Annotated in this window: 13 protein-coding genes; 5 read left to right on the top strand and 8 right to left on the bottom strand. The window is 70.3% G+C overall.

Annotated features, from left to right (window positions below):
• Positions 1 to 35: 35 nt before the first annotated feature.
• From ADK66_RS10100 to ADK66_RS10090, 3 genes are read right to left on the bottom strand one after another with little or no spacing between them, the layout of a single operon-like run.
• Positions 36 to 944: a carbohydrate ABC transporter permease gene (locus ADK66_RS10100; protein ID WP_231639991.1), complete on the bottom strand. Its 909-nt coding sequence runs from the start codon at positions 942 to 944 to the stop codon at positions 36 to 38.
• Positions 941 to 1,930 carry a sugar ABC transporter permease gene (locus ADK66_RS10095; protein WP_053653777.1) on the bottom strand — a complete coding sequence of 330 codons (990 nt, stop codon included), beginning with the start codon at positions 1,928 to 1,930 and terminating at the stop codon, positions 941 to 943. Before ADK66_RS10095 ends, ADK66_RS10100 begins: the two co-directional genes overlap by 4 nt.
• 10 nt (positions 1,931 to 1,940) lie before the next feature.
• Positions 1,941 to 4,343 (bottom strand): glycoside hydrolase family 3 N-terminal domain-containing protein, encoded by a 2,403-nt coding sequence (locus ADK66_RS10090; RefSeq protein ID WP_053653775.1) that lies wholly within the window; start codon positions 4,341 to 4,343, stop codon positions 1,941 to 1,943.
• Positions 4,344 to 4,655: 312 nt separating this feature from the next.
• Between ADK66_RS10090 and ADK66_RS10085 the strand changes: the two genes are divergently transcribed.
• The 3 genes from ADK66_RS10085 (at position 4,656) to ADK66_RS10075 (ending at position 8,196) form a co-directional block, all read left to right on the top strand.
• Entirely contained in the window at positions 4,656 to 5,690 is a 1,035-nt protein-coding gene (locus ADK66_RS10085; protein WP_053653772.1) for a LacI family DNA-binding transcriptional regulator, read from the top strand.
• A 55-nt stretch (positions 5,691 to 5,745) separates the two neighbouring features.
• Positions 5,746 to 6,756 (top strand): acetylxylan esterase, encoded by a 1,011-nt coding sequence (locus ADK66_RS10080; RefSeq protein ID WP_053653770.1) that lies wholly within the window; start codon positions 5,746 to 5,748, stop codon positions 6,754 to 6,756.
• A gap of 168 nt (positions 6,757 to 6,924) precedes the next feature.
• Positions 6,925 to 8,196, top strand: a complete 1,272-nt coding sequence (locus ADK66_RS10075) for a cellulose binding domain-containing protein (protein WP_369814774.1) — start codon at positions 6,925 to 6,927, stop codon at positions 8,194 to 8,196.
• Positions 8,197 to 8,248: 52 nt separating this feature from the next.
• On the opposite strand, the gene ADK66_RS10070 is transcribed toward ADK66_RS10075, so the two are convergent.
• The gene (locus ADK66_RS10070; RefSeq protein ID WP_157552379.1) at positions 8,249 to 9,190 is read right to left on the bottom strand and encodes a nucleoside hydrolase; all 942 of its coding nucleotides are present in this window, start codon (positions 9,188 to 9,190) and stop codon (positions 8,249 to 8,251) included.
• A gap of 94 nt (positions 9,191 to 9,284) precedes the next feature.
• Here ADK66_RS10070 and ADK66_RS10065 point away from each other — a divergent pair, with 94 nt between their 5' ends.
• Positions 9,285 to 10,076 carry an aminoglycoside adenylyltransferase domain-containing protein gene (locus ADK66_RS10065; protein ID WP_053653766.1) on the top strand — a complete coding sequence of 264 codons (792 nt, stop codon included), beginning with the start codon at positions 9,285 to 9,287 and terminating at the stop codon, positions 10,074 to 10,076.
• 58 nt (positions 10,077 to 10,134) lie between these two features.
• A complete protein-coding gene (locus ADK66_RS10060; RefSeq protein ID WP_053653764.1) occupies positions 10,135 to 10,995 on the top strand; it encodes a PhzF family phenazine biosynthesis protein in 861 nt (286 codons plus the stop codon).
• 87 nt (positions 10,996 to 11,082) lie between these two features.
• Here ADK66_RS10060 and ADK66_RS10055 read toward each other — a convergent pair whose 3' ends face one another.
• The 4 genes from ADK66_RS10055 to ADK66_RS10040 form a co-directional block, all read right to left on the bottom strand.
• On the bottom strand, positions 11,083 to 13,293 hold the full coding sequence (locus tag ADK66_RS10055) for a glycoside hydrolase family 3 N-terminal domain-containing protein (protein WP_231639990.1): 2,211 nt from the start codon (positions 13,291 to 13,293) through the stop codon (positions 11,083 to 11,085).
• Between the two features lie 152 nt (positions 13,294 to 13,445).
• A complete protein-coding gene (locus ADK66_RS10050) occupies positions 13,446 to 14,312 on the bottom strand; it encodes a carbohydrate ABC transporter permease (protein ID WP_053653760.1) in 867 nt (288 codons plus the stop codon).
• On the bottom strand, positions 14,309 to 15,307 hold the full coding sequence (locus ADK66_RS10045) for a carbohydrate ABC transporter permease (protein ID WP_053653758.1): 999 nt from the start codon (positions 15,305 to 15,307) through the stop codon (positions 14,309 to 14,311). The genes ADK66_RS10050 and ADK66_RS10045 overlap by 4 nt, the downstream gene beginning before the upstream one ends.
• Positions 15,304 to 16,488, bottom strand: a complete 1,185-nt coding sequence (locus ADK66_RS10040) for an extracellular solute-binding protein (RefSeq protein WP_231639989.1) — start codon at positions 16,486 to 16,488, stop codon at positions 15,304 to 15,306. The genes ADK66_RS10045 and ADK66_RS10040 overlap by 4 nt, the downstream gene beginning before the upstream one ends.
• Positions 16,489 to 16,580 lie beyond the last annotated feature (92 nt).

Here is a 16,580-nt window from a genome sequence, read left to right as displayed (position 1 = left end):
GGTCCTTTCGGTGGTGGGGTGGGGGGTTCGGCGGCTCAGCCCTTGACCGCGCCGAGCATCACGCCGCGGACGAAGTACCGCTGGACGAAGGGGTAGACCGCCAGGATGGGCAGGGTGGTGAGCACGATCGTCACGGCTTGGAAGGTCGCCGCCGCCTGGACCTTGTCGGCGTCGGCGGCCGCCGACTCGGCGCTCGTGGCGCCCGCGATGAGGTTGCGCAGGTAGACGGTGACCGGGAGCAGGTCCTGCCGGTCGAAGTAGAGGAACGCGCTGAACCACGAGTTCCAGAAGGAGACCGCGTAGAAGAGCACCATCGTCGCGATGATCGCCTTCGACAGCGGCAGCACGATGCGCAGCAGGATGCCGTACGTGTTGAGCCCGTCGACCGCCGCCGCTTCTTCCAACTCGGTCGGCAGGCTCTCGAAGAACGCCTTCATGACCAGCAGGTTGAACACGCTGATGGCGTTGGGGATCACCACGGCCCAAATGGTGTTCTTCATCCCCAGGCTCGTGACCAGCACGTAGTTGGGGATCAGGCCACCGGAGAAGAACATTGTGAACAGCGCGATGCCGACGAGGAGGCCACGCCCCTTGAGCTGCGGCTTCGACAACACGTACGCGTAGCAGGTGGTCAGGACTATCGAGATGATCGTGGCGACCACCGTGTACACGACGGTGTTGCGGTAGTTCGTCCAGAACATCGCATCCGACATGACCAGCTTGTACGCGGTCACGTCGAACCCGCGCGGGACCAGGGTCACCTTCCCCGCGATGATGTACGCCTCGTCGCTGAGCGAACGGGCCACGATGGTGAGGAACGGATACAGCGTCACGATCACCACGCCGGTCAGGACCACCGCGTTGACGACCCGGAAGACCCGGTAGCCACGGCTGTCCACCGGCCCGCGCGTGGTCGGGGCGTCCGCCTTCCGGCCGAGGATCACCACAGGCTCGTCCCCACCGTGCGACGGGAGATGAGGTTCGCCGACAGGACCAGAATCAGCCCGATCACCGCCTCGAAGAGGCCGATCGCTGCCGCGTAGCTGAAGTTGCTGGACTGGAAACCCATCCGGAACAGGTACGTGGAGATCACGTCCGCCGTCGGGTACGTCAACGGGTTGTACAGCAGCAGGATCTTCTCGAACCCGACGGCCATGAAGCTGCCGATGTTGAGGATCAGCAGCGTCACCATCGTCGGCCGGATCCCGGGCAGCGTCACGTGCCAGGTCTGCCGCAGCCGGTTGGCGCCGTCGATCCGGGCCGCCTCGTAGAGGTCCTCGTCGATCGTGGTGAGCGCCGCGAGGTAGAGGATGGTGCCCCAGCCGACGGTCTGCCAGACCTCGGAGGAGACGTAGATGGTGCGGAACCACTCGGGCTGTTGCAGGAACGCCACCGGGTCGCCGCCGACCAGCCGGACGAGCTGGTTGGCGGTGCCGTCGACCGAGGTCAACTGCATGACCATCGCCGCCACGATCACGATCGACAGGAAGTGCGGCAGGTAGGACACCGACTGGACGAACCGCTTGAACCGGCGGGCACGCACCTCGTTGAGCAGCAGCGCCAGCACGATGGGCAGCGGGAAGCAGAACAGCAGGGTCAACGCCCCGAGCACGAGCGTGTTGGTGAACACCTCCCAGAACGTGGGGTCGGTGAAGAACATCCGGAAGTACCGCAGCCCGACCCAGTACTCGCCGAAGATGCTGCCGCCCGGCTTGAACCGGCGGAACGCGATGACGTTCCCGATCATCGGCAGATAGCGGAAGATCAGGAAGAACAGCAGCGGCAGGACGGCGAGTGAGTAGAGCTGCCAGTCCCGGCGCAGCGCCTGCCGCCAGGTCCGACGGTGTCGCCGCGAGCGCGGGGCGGGTGCGACAGTGGCCGCCGGAGCGGGAGGCGGTGCCGGCGGCGGCCGCAGCGTCTCGGATGTCATGAGCGGCCTCCTATGCGGAGTGCGGGACGGCCAGGAGGTGCTCGATCCGCACCGACGTGAGCAGCTCCCGGTCGTGGCCCACCTGGCGTTCGACGCCTGTCAGCCGCAGCGCGAGGGCGGCCACCGTTTCGCCGCTGGACCGGCCGAGCCGCAGCTCGACGGCGCCGGGCTCGACGATGCGCCGCCCGGACCGCCCGGTGAACGACGTGACATCGGCGGGTACGTCGAACGTCACGTCGGCAGCCGCGCCGGGCTCCAACGGCACCCGGGCGTAGCCGACGAGCCGCGTCACCGGTCGGGTGGTCTGCGCCACCGGGTCGTGCAGGTAGAGCTGCACGACCTCGGTGCCGGGTCGGGAGCCGGTGTTGCGGACTGTGACACGTACCCGCGCCTCGCCGTCGACCGGCCAGGTGACCGGGTCGGCGGGATCGGCGTACGCCTCGCCGGCCAGCCCGACGGCCGAGGCGTCGGACCAGTCGAAGCTCGTGTAGCTCAGCCCGTGGCCGAACGGGTACGCGGGCGTCGGGTCGATCGAGGACACCTGGTTGGCGTGCCCCAGCGGTGGCGCCAGGTAGGTGCCCGGCAGGCCACCCGCGTCGCGGGGCACGCTTACCGGCAGCCGCCCGGACGGGTTCACCGCGCCGGTGAGCACCTCGGCGAGCGCCTGCCCGCCCCGTTGGCCGAGGAAGAACGCCTGCACCACTGCCGCCGCCGCGTCGAACTCCGTGCCGAGCGCGTACGGCCGGCCGGTCATCAGCACCAGCACGACAGGGGTGCCGGTGGCCAGCACGGCGCGGACCAGGTCGGACTGCACCCCGGGCAGTGTCAGGTCGACGGCGTCGCAGCCCTCACCGGAGGTGCCCCGGCCGAACATGCCCGCCCGGTCGCCGACGGCGAGCACGCACACGTCGGCGGCAGCGGCCTCGGCGACCGCAGCAGCGATGCCCGAGCTGTCGTCGCCGGTGATGGCGCAGCCGGGCTCGTAGCTGAGCTGCGGGACGTGCCGGGCCAACTCGTCGCGGAGCGTGGGGATGTCGACGCCCATCTCGAACTCGCTGTGCTTGACACCCACGTGGTTGGGGAAGGTGTAGCAGCCGAGCATTGCCATCGGATCGTCGGCGACCGGGCCTACGAGCGCGACCCGGCGACCGGCCGGCAGCGGCAGCACACCGGTGTTGCGCAGCAGCACCACTGACTCCCGGGCCAGGCGTACGGCGACGTCCTGGCTGGCCTCGTCGTCGAGGCGCAGGCCCGCCACGTCGTCGGGCAGTTCCTGCCAGCCGTCGTCGAGCAGGCCGAGTTCGATCTTCTGGATCAGCACACGTCGCAGCGCCCGGTCGATGAGCGCCTCGTCGACCTCGCCGGCGCGGACCGCCGCCAACAGCGGGTCGCCGAAAGTGTCCACTGTGGGCAGCTCGACGTCGATTCCGGCGCGCAGGGCGAGCCCGGCGGCGTCGGCGGAGCGTTCGGCCACCCCGTGCAGGGTCTGCAGGAACCGGATGGCGAAGTAGTCGGCGACAACGGTGCCGGTGAAGCCCCACTCGTCGCGCAGGAGCACGGTCAGCAGTTCCTCGTCGGCGGCAACGGGCAGGCCGTCGATCTCGGCGTACGAGTGCATCACGGAGCGGGCACCGCCGAGCCGTAGCGCCATCTCGAACGGCGGCAGGATGACGTCTGCCAACTCCCGGCGGCCCATCGGCACCGGCGCGAGGTTGCGCCCGCCCCGGGAGGCCGAATATCCGGCGAAGTGCTTGAGGGTGGCCACGATGCCTGTGCTCTCCAGCCCCCGCACGTACGCCGCGCCGGTCGTCCCCACCAGGTACGGGTCCTCGCCGATCGTCTCCTCGGTACGTCCCCAGCGGTAGTCGCGGGTGACGTCGAGGACCGGTGCGAGCCCCTGGTGTACGCCTGCGGCGCGCATCGACCGGCCGATCTGGGCGGCCATCTCCTCGACAAGCTCCGGGTCGAAGGCGGCGCCCCAGCTCAGCGGGGTCGGGTAGACGGTGGCCCGCCAGGCGGCGAAACCGGTGAGGCACTCCTCGTGCACCTGCGCCGGGATGCCGAACCGGCTGGCCGCCACGATCTGCGCCTGGGACGCGGCAAGCGATCGCGCGCCGCGTACCGGGTCGACGGGTGCGGTGCCGAACGGTCGGGTGAGCTGGCCCAGCCCGTACCGGATGACGGTGCTCCACGGCGGCAGCTCGTTGAGCATGTCGGCCTGGTGGGGAGCGACGCCCTCGCCGGACGCGTCGGCGCCCACCCACACCCCGACGAGCTGGGCGAGCTTTTCCTCAAGCGTCATCTGCGGCAGCAGCGCCTCGGCCCGTTCGGCTGGCGACAGCCGTGCGTCGCGCCAGGGCGTGACGTCGCGGGACGCCGCCGGTGCGCCGTCGACGGGCACGTTACTTCTCATGCCGAGACCCCTTAGCTCCGGCCACGTCCCGCACCCCCGTGGGACGGTTCCGTGGCGGGTGACCACGAGCCGAAACTTTCCGGAAACCCGCGTAACCTTTTCGGCAACCTAAGTGCACCGTCTGAGCGTGTCAAGACCTTCGATGCGTCGATGGTCAGCTCGGCCATCCAGCCGGTGACACCGAACCTCCGCGATCCACTGCCGACCGACATACCGGAGCAAGGCATCGAACATACCGAATGGCGTGCACCAGGCCGTCCGATCAGTCGTGTTATGGTCGTCCGAAATTTTCGGATGCTGTATGGGGCTGCGATGACAGAGCACCGCCCGCTCGGCCCACAGGCCTCCACCATCGCGACGATCGCCAACGACGTCGGCGTGTCCGTCGCGACGGTGTCCAAGGTCCTCAACGGGCGCGAAGATGTCGCGCCCGCCACCAGGGCCCGGGTCGAGGCGAGCCTCGACCGCCACCAGTACCAGCGCCGCAACCGACGGCCGTCGACCGGCCAGCGCCGGATCGACCTGGTGTTCCACGAGTTCGACACCGGTTGGGCACTGGAGATCCTGCGCGGGGCCGAGGCGGTGACCGCCGCCGCCGGAATCGGCCTCGCCGTGTCCCAGCTCGACGGTGCGCACCGACCGCCGTCGCGATGGATGGACGCGCTGCTCGCCGACCGTCCGCTCGGCGTACTGCTGGTGCTCTGCCACCTGACCGACAGCCAGCAGCAGCACCTACGGCGGCAGGGCATCCCGTTCGTCGTCGTCGACACCGACAGTGCCACCTCCGCCTCGGTGCCCACCGTCGGCTCCAACAACTTCAATGGCGGTCTGCTGGCCGCCCGACACCTGCTGGAGCTGGGCCATCGGCGGATCGCCGTCATCTCCGGGCCACCCGACATGCTGTGCAGCCGGGCCCGCGCCGCCGGTTTCCACTCCGCCCACGAGGAGGCCGGGGTCACCGTCGACCGCGAGCTGGTCTGCTACGGAAGCTTCTCCGCGCATGCCGGGCACGCCCACGGCCTGCGGCTGCTGAGCCGGCCGGACCGGCCCACGGCGATCTTCGCCGGCTCGGACATCCAGGCCATGGGGGTGCTGCGGGCCGCCCGCAAGTGCGGCCTGCGAGTGCCCGAGGATCTCTCGGTCATCGGGTACGACAACCTGCCGGTCTCGGCCTGGACGGACCCCGCCCTGACCACGATCAACCAGCCGCTGGGCGACATGGCCGGCATCGCCACCCAGATGCTGCTCGACATGGCCAAGGGCAACGAGCTGGCGACCAGCCGGATCGACCTGGTGACCGAGCTGATCGTGCGGGAGAGCACCGCCCCGCCGGCCCACCCGCGCTGACCCCACGCCGCCGCGACAACCGCCCCGATCCGCGCCCCCGGACCCACGAGGAACCATGACCGACTTCACCCCCGCGCTCGACGAACTCCGGCGCTACGCGCCCACCGTCGTCGAGCCCGACGATTTCGACGGGTTCTGGCGCGACACCCTCACCGAGGCCGCCGCCCGACCGGCGCTCGTGGACGTCCGACCGGAGCCCACTGACCTGCGACTGCTCGACTCGTGGGACGTCACGTACGCGGGCTTCGCAGGCGACCCGGTGCGGGCCTGGTACACGCGCCCGGCGGGCGTGCTGGACCCGCTGCCCACGGTGGTCGAGTACGCCGGCTACGGGCGCGGCCGGGGCCTACCGCACGAGCGGCTGACCTGGCCGGTCGCCGGGTACGCCCACCTGCTGATGGACAACCGGGGGCAGGCCGGGCAGTACGGCGCCGGCGACACCACGGACCCGCACGGCGCGCCCGGCGGCCCGTGGCCCGCCACCTGGGGAATCCTCGACCCGCACGACTACCACTACCGTCGCCTGATCACCGACGCCGTCCGGGCCGTCGACGCGGTCCGCGCCCTGCCCGGGGTCGACGCGGGCCGGGTCGCCGTGGTCGGCAACAGCCAGGGCGGCGGTCTCGCCCTGGCGGTGGCCGGTCTCGCCGGCGACCTCGCGGCGGTGCTGACCACCGCCCCGTTCCTCTGTGACGTCCAGCGGGCCGTCTCGCTCACCGACGCCTCGCCGTACGGGGAGATCGCGCGCTACCTGTCGGTGCACCGCGAGGCCGAGGAGGCCGTGCGGCGCACGCTGTCCTATGTCGACGGAGTGAGCTTCGCCCGCCGGGCCACGGCTCCGGCGCACTTCGGGGTCGGCCTGCGCGACACGGTGTGCCCGCCGAGCACCGGCTTCGCCGCCTACAACCAGTATGGCGCGGCCACCGGTCGGCCCACCCCACCGGAGCGCGAGATGCACGTCTACCCGTTCAACGGGCACGAGGGCGGTGAGGCCGTCCACGTCCGGCGGCAGCTGCGCTGGCTCGCGTCGATACTCGACGCGACGGTCACCGCCAGCCCGCACTGACCGCACCGCCAGCCCGAACCGACACTGCCATAGTCGCATGTCGATCGATTGCCTTTGTTAGCGATAACACGCTATCGTGCGACCGACGGGGTGCAGGGCACACTTCCGTCGCGGTTCGTCGATCCGTCGCAGCCGGCCCGTCGACGACCATGGCAACCTCGACCAGCAGTGCTGACGTCCGGGCTCGTGGTCGCCTGCCAGCTCGCTCCCGCGTACCGCGAAGTGGTGGCGACCCCGCACGGCGCCGCCCGCTGGCGCACGCTCCCCCACCACCGGAGGAAGCCCATGAACGTCCCGCAACTCGACCACCCCGTCCCTCCGACACCCGCGACCACCGCCACGACGCCGAGGCCCCGACGGGCCCGCCTGTGGTGGGCGGCCCTGGCCGCCGTCGCGGCCGTCGCCGCCGCCGTCCCGGTGGCGACGATGCCCGCCAGCGCCGAATCCAACGGCGGGGTACGCGTCATGCCGCTCGGCGACTCGATCACCGACGGCTTCAACGTCCCCGGCGGATACCGCATCGAACTCTGGCAGCGGTTCACGAGTGGCGGATACCGGGTCGACTTCGTCGGCTCCCAGTTCAACGGCCCGGCCAGCCTCGGCGACCACGACCACGAAGGTCACTCCGGCTGGACGATCGCCCAGATCGACGCCAACGTCGTCAACTGGCTGCGGGCGACGACCCCCCGGACGGTGCTGCTGCACATCGGCACCAACGACATGTACGGCGACACGTCCGGCGCGCCGGGCCGGCTCGCCGCACTCGTCGACAAGATCACCAACAACGCGCCGAACGCCGATGTGTTCGTGGCGACGATCGTCCCGAAGTCGGGCGCCGACAACCAGGTGCGCGGATACAACGCGGCGATCCCCGGGATCGTCCAGACCAGAGCCGCCGCCGGCAAGCGCGTCCACCTTGTCGACATGTACCGCGCCCTGACGTTGAGCGACCTCGCCGACGGCGTCCACCCCAACGCCACCGGCTACCGCAAGATGGCCGACGCCTGGTACACGGCGCTCCGCGCGGTGCCCGGCAGCATCGGCGGTGACACGCCGCCCACGACACCTCCGCCCACCACGGCCCCGCCCACGACTCCCCCGCCGAGCACGCCCCCGCCGGCCGGTGGGTGCCAGGTCTCGTACACGGTCAACGCCTGGAACAACGGCCTCACGGCGGCCATCTCGGTGACCAACACCGGCAGCGCGCCGATCAACGGCTGGTCGTTGGCGTTCACGCTGCCGAGCGGGCAGACCATCACGGGCGGCTGGAACGCCACGTACTCCCCGACCAGCGGGGCGGTGACCGCACGCAACGTCTCCTACAACGGCACGATCGCCCCGAACACCGCTGTCGACATCGGCTTCCAGGCCACCCACAGCGGCAACGCCGGTCGGCCGTCGGCCTTCACCCTCAACGGCGCCGCCTGCGCGGTCGCCTGACACACCGTGTCGCGGTGCCGGGCGGCAACGGCTGCCCGGCACCGCGTCCAGGTCACCTGATCGTCAGCGACGCCAGCCGACAGGTGATGAATTCCAACGCGGACGGCACGTCGACGTCCACCGCCACCTCGGCGGTCGGCTGACCCCGCAGGTCCACGAGGGTGTTGCCGCGGCTCGGCCCGGTCGTGGTGTCCACCTCGATGTACGCCGGCTCGGCGGTGACCAAACCCGGCCGGATCGCCTCCGCCATCGCCAGCGGGTCGTGCAGCGGCACGGCGTCCATGCCGTGGTCGCGCCGGTAACCCGCGAGGTAGTACTCGAGCGCGTCCGCGCAGAGAGCGGCGACGCTGCCGGCCGAGCGGAGCCGCCGCAGGTCGTCCGGACCGTAGGTGGTGCGGTACGTGACGTCCAGCCCGACAAGCGTGGTCGGCACCGGCCGGGGCAACCCCGGTTCGGTGAGCACCCGGTAGGCGGCCTCCGGGTCCGCCCAGATGTTGAACTCGGCGGCCGGAGTCCGGTTGCCGGCGCCGATCGAGCCGCCCATGACCACCAGCCGGGCCAACCGCGACGCCACCTCGGGGTGCACCGCGAACAGGTGCGCCACGTTCGTCAGGGGTCCCGTCGCCACCAGCGTCACCGGCTCGGCGCAGGAGCGTACCGTCTCGACGATCAACTCCAGCGCGGTGGCGTCGACCGGGCCGACGGCGGAGGTCGGCAGCGTGATGCCGCCCAACCCCCGGTCCCCGTGCACCGACGCGGTGCGGTTGCCCGTCGACCGCAGATAGGGGCGGTCCGCGCCACGGGCAACGGGGATGTCGGCCCGGCCGGCCAGGGCGAGCACGTCCAGCGCGTTGCGGGTGGTGATGTCGATTCCGACGTTGCCGCCCACTGTGGTGACCCCGACGAGTTCCACCTCCGGGCTGGCCACCGCCGTGAGGATGGCGACCATGTCGTCGATGCCGGGGTCACAGTCGAGCAACACTGGGCGAGTCACGCGCAGGACCCTATCGCCTGAACATCGCCGCCCGGCGTCGACCACGAGCCGCACCTTCTGGTGGGGCGGACGGTCCGCAGCGGAGGATGACCTGATGGCATCGCCCGAAATGGTTCTCGCCGATCTTCGTGACGCGTGGAGTGCCTCGTTGTCCCGCACGCTTCTGGGCCTGTACCTGCACGGCTCACTGGTCGCCGGCGACTTCGCCCCGGATCGCAGCGACCTTGATCTGCTCGCGGTACTCGACAGCGACCCGGACGAGACGCTACTCGCCGTGCTCGCCGGTCTGCACGCGGACCTTGGTCGACGGCACCCGCAGTGGGCCGGCAGGATCGAGGTGGAGTACGTGTCCCTTGGCGCCACGCGCGACGCCGCGCTCGGCCGTGCCAGCCAGACCCACGCCATCGCCCGGATCAGCCCCGGCGAATCGTTGCACCTGTTACCCGCCACCATCCATCGCGTCGTCACCTGGTCGGCCGTCCGCGATCACGGCCGCGTGCTCGTGGGGCCCTCAGCCGTCGCACTGCTACCCGCCGTCGCCCCCGACCTCGTCCGATCGGCTCTGCTGGCGCACGTCCGCGACTGGCCGATCTGGGTGACCCGGATGACCACCCCCGGAGCTCAGTCCTACGCAGTACTCACCCTCTGCCGGGCCCTGCATCGTCTTCAGAACGGCCGGCAACTGTCCAAGCGACGGGCCGCCGACCGGACCATCGCCGCCCTTCCACAGTGGGACGGCTTGATCACCTGGGCGCGCGATTGGTGGTACGACGGCGGCAAGGACGCCGACACCGGCAGGGCAGACGACATCCACACGTTCGTGCACGAGATCAGTTCCACCATCCTGGCCTCGGAACCACCCACCAATGCCGGTCTTCCCCGATGATCTCGTCATGGTGATGCGGTGCGCCGACGCTGACGCCGGCCGAAGCTAGAATCCGATCATGGAAATCCTGCGGTACGCCGCCTTCACCACCGACCCAGCCGGTGGCAACCCGGCCGGTGTGGTCCTCGATGCCACAGGGCTCGACGACGCGGAGATGCAGCGGGTGGCGGCCCAGGTCGGGTATTCCGAAACGGCATTCCTCACGCCCGGCCGCGATGGGCACTTCACGGTGCGCTATTTCAGCCCGAAGGCAGAGGTTCCCTTCTGCGGTCATGCGACCATCGCGTCGGCAGTCGCCTACGCCGAGCGGCACGGTCCGGGAGCCCTGCGTCTGGACACCCGCGCCGGCCTCGTTGAGGTCACCACCGAGGTACGGGCGGACGGGACCACCACCGCCACGCTGATCAGCGTCGAACCGCAGAGCAGACCCATCGCCCATGGCGACCTCGCGGCGCTGCTGGACGCGCTGCGCTGGAAGCTGGACGACCTCGACCCGACGCTGCCGCCGCGGATCGCGTTCGCCGGAGCATGGCATCCCATCGTGGCCGCCGCGAGCCGGCAGCGCCTGGCCGACCTGGACTACGACATGGCGGCGTTGGGCAGCCTGATGGCCGAGCGAGACTGGACAACCATCGACCTGGTCTACCGCGAATCGCCGCTGGTGTTCCATGCGCGCAACCCGTTCCCACCCGGTGGCGTCGTCGAGGACGCCGCGACAGGTGCGGCCGCTGCGGCGTTGGGTGGCTACCTGCGCGAGCTGCACCTGGTGACTCCGCCCGCGACGGTCACCGTGCGGCAGGGCGACGACATGGGCCGTCCAAGCCTTCTCGCGGTAGGGATCCCCGCCGAAACCGGCAGCGGGATCGCGGTGACAGGCACCGCCGTTGCCCTCCCTGACGTCCTGACGAGCGGGGCCTGACCTGGTTTCACGCCCGTCGGTCCCGGTCAGCGACGCCGGACGTCCGAAGCGGTCCGCCGACGTCCCCCAGACGTCGGCGGACCGGCCTCAGCGGATGTCGGCGGTGCTCCAGCGGGGGGATGCGTTGGTGACCGCGACGGTGTCACCGACAAGCGTGGTCACCGCCTCGGTGGCACGCTGCGCGCTGGTACCGACCCAGACTTCGATGTCGCCGGGCTCCACGACGCGGGTGAAACTGCGATCGGAGAACGCCAGGCGGGTGGTGGGGACCGTCAGCTCGACCGTGACGGACTGGCCCGGTGCGAGGTGGACCCGCCGGTAGCCGAGCAGCTGCGCCACCGGCCGGGTCACCGAGGCGACCAGGTCGCGACCGTAGAGCTGGACCACGTCGTCGCCGGCGACCGCGCCGGTGTTCGTCACCCGCACCGTCACGGCCACCGCCCCGTCGGTGGGCACCGTGGCGGGCACGGTGAGGTCGGTGTACGCGAAGGTCGTGTACGACAGGCCGTGGCCGAACGGCGCCACGGGCGTCGCCGGCAGGTTCGTCACCTCGTTGCCCGCACCGAGGGTGGGGTGCAGGTAGGAGTACGGCTGCGCGCCGGCCGACCCGGGCAGGGTGACCGGCAGCCGGCCCGACGGGTTGACCCGCCCGGAGAGCACCCCCGCGATAGCGCCGGCGCCCTCCTCGCCCGGGAAGAACGCCTGCACCACCGCCGCACAGCCCGCGAGCGCCCAGCCGAGGGCGTACGGCCGGCCGGTGAGCAGCACGAGGACAACCGGCGTGCCGGTTGCCTGCAGCGCCTCGACCAGGTCGCGCTGGACGCCGGGCAGCTCCAGGTCGTCCCTGTCGCAGCCCTCCCCGACCGTGCCGCGCCCGAAGAGGCCGGCGTGGTCGCCGACGACCAGGACCGCGACATCGGCGGCGGCGGCCGTGGCGACAGCCTCGTCGAAGCCGGACCTGTCGTCGGTGTCCACGTCACAGCCGCGTGCCCAGGTGACGAGATCGTCGCCGAACTCGGCCCGTACGGCGTCGAGCACGGTGGGCACCTCGATGCCGGTCTCCACGCCGGGATGCTGGACGAGGACGTGGTTGAGGAAGGAGTAGCACCCGAAGAGGGCGCCCTGCCGGTCGGCGTTCGGGCCGATGACTGCCACCCGTCGCCCCGCCGGCAGCGGCAGCGCGTCCCGGTTGGTGACCAGCACGATCGACTCCTCGGCGAGCCTGCGGGCGATCGCCCGGTGCTCGGGCGAGTCGAGGTCGATCGCCGAGGGCGGCTCGTCGTCGAACGTGGCGTCGAGCAGACCCAGGTCCTGCTTCTGGCGCAGCACCCGCAGCACCGCGCGGTCGAGGAGCGCCTCGTCGATCCGGCCCGCCCGCACCGACTCCCGCAGGGTCAGATAGGCGTCGCCGGTAGGCAGTTCGACGTCGACACCTGCCGTCAGCGCCTGGCCGGCCGCCTCGGCGTGGTCGCCCGCCACGTGGTGCAACAGGTTCAGGAACGCGACCCCGTAGTAGTCGGCCACCACCGTGCCGTCGAAGCCCCACGTGTCGCGCAGGATGCCGGTCAGCATCGTCGGATCGGCAGCGACGGGTACCCCGTCGATCTCGGCGTACGAGTGCATGACACTGCGGGCGTCACCGTCGAGGATCGCCATCTCGAACGGGACGAGCAGCACGTCGGCCAACTCCCGGCGGCCCATGTGCACCGGGCCGAAGTTGCGCCCCGACTGCGACGCGGAGTAGCCGGCGAAGTGCTTGAGGGTGGCGTGCACCCCCTGCGACTGCAGCCCGCGCACGTACGACGTGCCGATGGTGCCGACCAGGTACGGGTCTTCGGCTATGCACTCGTCCACCCGACCCCAGCGGGGGTCACGGATGACGTCGAGCACCGGAGAGAGCCCCTGGTGGATACCCAGGGTCCGCATCGAGGCGCCGATCGCCGCGGCCATCTCGGTGACCAGTTCGGGGTCGAACGCGGCGCCCCAGGCCAGCGGCGTGGGGAAGGTGGCCGCCTTCCACGCCGACAGCCCGGTGAGGCACTCCTCGTGGACGATCGCCGGGATGCCGAGCCGGGTCCCCGTGACAAGCTCCCGCTGGAACTTCCACAGCCAGGACGCGCGTGCCGCCGCGTCCACCGGGCGGGTGCCGTAGGCGCGGGTGAGGTGACCGAGCCCGTGCCGGGAGAAGTCCCCGAGCTTCACGTCCTCGCCGAACTCCCCCTGCAACGGCGCGACGGCCTCGCCGTCCTCCTTCTCCCAGAAGCCGACGATCTGAGCGATCTTCTCCTCGATCGTCATCCGGCCGAGGAGATCGCGTACGCGTGCCCCGCCGTCGTGCCCATTCGGTCGACCGTGGTCCGGACCTGTTTGAGCCGGCGCCGGCCCGTCCACCAGTGCGTGGACCTCAGTCATGCTGTGCCTTCCTCTGGTTGTGCTCGTACCGCTGCCGCTCAGCCCTTGACCGCACCCTGAAGGCCACCGACGATCTGCTTCTCCGCGAGCGTAAAGAAGAGCAGCGCCGGAAGCATCGCCAGCGAGGTGAAGGCGAGGACGCCCGCCGTGTCGGTGGTGTACTGGCTGGAGAAGTTCTGCACCCCCAGCGGCAGGGTGTGCAGGCTGACGTCGCTGAGGACGAGCAACGGCAGCAGGAACGCGTTCCAACTCGCCACGAACGCCAGGACGCCGACCGTGACGAGCGCGGGCCGCGACAGCGGCATCGCGATGCGCCAGAGGAACCCGAGCCGGCTCGCACCGTCGATGGCGGCGGCGTCCTCCAACTCCTTCGGGATCGCCGCCAGGAAGGGCCGCAGGATGACGATCGTCAGGGGCAGGGAGAAGGCCACCTGCGGGAGGATGACCGCGTAGTAGGAGTTGGTCAGATTCAGGTCCCGCAGCATGAGGTAGAGCGGCAGGATCGCCGCGCCGGCCGGAAACAGCAGGCCGAGTGTGAAGAAGGTGTAGAGCCCCTCGCGCCCACGGAAGCTGTAGCGGGCGAGCACGAACGCGGCGGCCAGCCCGAGCACGACGACGGCGAGTGTGGTGCCGAGGGCGATGACCGCGCTGTTGAACGCCTGCTGCCAGAAGTTGCTCTGGGTCAGCACCCTGGCGTAGTTGTCCCAGACGAACGGGTCGGGCAGGCCGGCCGGGTTCGCGACGATCTGCGGGGTGGTGCGGAAGCCGCCGATGACCACGTAGACGACCGGGGCGATCGACACGGCCGCGATCGCGAGCGCGATCGCGTAGGTGAGCGGCGTGCCCCAGGACACCTGACGGCGCCCGGCGGACGGGGAGGGAACGGAGTTCACAGCCATCGTCACTTCACCTTTCCGGTGATGGCGCCCTCGATGTCGCGGCGGAGCAGGAACCGCTGGAACAGCAGTGCCGCCACGAAGGAGATGGCGAACAGGATGACAGCCACAGCGTTGCCGTAGCCCCACAAGCGGGCGAAGAACCCGTTGTCCACCATGTAGGTCGCCATGGTGGCCGACGCGCCGAGCGACCGCACCGCGGGCACCGAGGTCACCCAGATCATGTCGAAGATCTGCAGTGAGCCGATCATGGACAGGAACATCCAGATCCGGATCGTCGGGCCGAGCAGCGGAATCGTGACGTGCCGTTGAATCTGCCACCAGCTCGCGCCGTCGATGGCCGCCGCCTCGGTCAGCTCGTCGGGCACGTTGGACAGCCCGGCGAGTAGCAGGATGATGGCGAAGCCGACGTACTTCCAGGTGAGGATGGCCAGCAGCGTCCAGATGACCAGGTCCAGGTCCGCGAGCCAGGGCTGCACCAGACTGCCCAGTCCCAGTGACTCCAGCATCGCGTCGACCGTGCCGCCGCCGGTCAGGAGCAGCTTCCACATGATGCCGACGGTGACCTCGGCGAGCACGTACGGCACGAACACCAGCAGGCGGAACACGGAGCGCCCACGGAATCGGCGGTTGAGCAGCAGGGCGATGGCCAGGGCGATCGGGCCCTGGATCAGCAGCGACCCGAACACGATGATGGCGTTGTTGCGCAACGCGTCCAGGAAGATCGGGTCCTGGAAGGCGAGGGTGTAGTTCCGCAGGCCGACGAACTCGGTGGGGGGCCCGACGCCACGCCACCGGTAGAGGCTGTAGTAGACCGCGAAGCCCATCGGCACCAGCACGAACATCACGTAGACGGCGATGGCCGGCGCGGTGAGCCCGATGATCTCGTACCACTTGCGGCGTGTGTCGGCTTGGCGGGCGGATGGACGCCCCGCGCGGTGGGGGCCCGCCGGCGACGCGGAAGCGTCGCCGGCGGACGTACGGATCTGGTTGGCGGAGGTCACTTGCTTGCGGCCGCCTTCATCGCCGAGACGACCTTCTCAGGAGTCCCGTTACCCGCGAAGATGGCGACGACCGCGTCGTTCATCGCGGTGCCGACGGTGCTGCCGTAGGCCGTGTCCAGCCAGAGCTGGACGTAGCTCGCGTTGGCCGTGGCCTCCAGGATGGACTTGAGCGCGGGGTCCGTCACACCGTCGGCCGCGCCCTTGACCACAGGCAGGCCGGTGCCGGTCTCGGCGTAGCCCTTCTGCACCTCGGGGCTCACGATGTACTTGAGGAACTCGACGCACTCGGCGGGGGCGTTCTTGGCGCAGGAGAAGCCGTCGCCACCACCGAGGGCCGCCTTCGGGTCACCCGGGGAACCTTCGATCGCCGGCACCGGGAACCAGCCGAGGAACGAGGCGAGCTTCGCCTTGTCCGTGGCGACGGTGTCGAGCGTGCCGCGGTTCCAGTCACCCATGAGCTCCATCGCGGCCTTGCCGTTGGCGAGCATGCCGTTGGCGCTGGTCGGGTCGTTCTGGCCCGGCGTGGCGATGAAGTTGGGCTGGAACGGCTTGGTGTCGATGAACGCCTTCAGGTCCTGGCCGGCCTTGACGAAGCACGGGTCGTCGAAGACCTTGTCGGTGGACGCCTTCTTGAGCGTGTCGACCGAGCAGGCACGCAGCGCCATGTTGTACCACCAGTGCGCGGCCGGCCACTTGTCACCGGCGCCCACCGCGATCGGGACGACGTTGATCGCCTTGAGCTTGGTGACCGCCTCGTTGAGCTCTGCGAAGGTGGTCGGCGGCGCCGCGATGCCCGCCTGAGCGAACATGTCCTTGTTGTACCAGACGCCTTCGATGCCCATCCGGAACGGCAGGCCGTACTGCTTGCCCTTGACCTGCCAGATCTCGGCGGCGCTACCGATGTTGCCCACCTCGGTCTTGACCTGGTCGGTGATGTCCTTGAGGTAGTCGGCCTCCACCTGCTCGACCATCTCGCCGCCACCCCAGGCCTGGAAGATGTCCGGCGGGTCGCTGCTCAGCAGCGCGGCGGGGAGCCGGGTGCGCTGGAGTTGGTTCGTCTCGATCGCCTCGATCTCGATCTTGACGGTCGGGTGGAGCGCGGAGAAGTCCTTGGCGACCTTCTCCCAGTAGGTCTTGCCGGGCCCGTCCTGTGAGGCGTTGTGCCACCAGGTCAGGGTCACCGGGTCCTTGTACAGCTCGCTCTGAGGGGCTGCCTCTTCGCCGCCGCCGCTGCACCCGGCGACTACGAGAACACTTGTCATTAGTACTGCCA

The sequence above is a fragment of the Micromonospora sp. NRRL B-16802 genome (genome assembly GCF_001279555.1).
GTDB classification, from domain to species: domain Bacteria; phylum Actinomycetota; class Actinomycetes; order Mycobacteriales; family Micromonosporaceae; genus Micromonospora; species Micromonospora profundi.
Note: the sequence above shows the minus strand (reverse complement) of the source record. Positions and strands in the feature narration are given on the sequence as shown.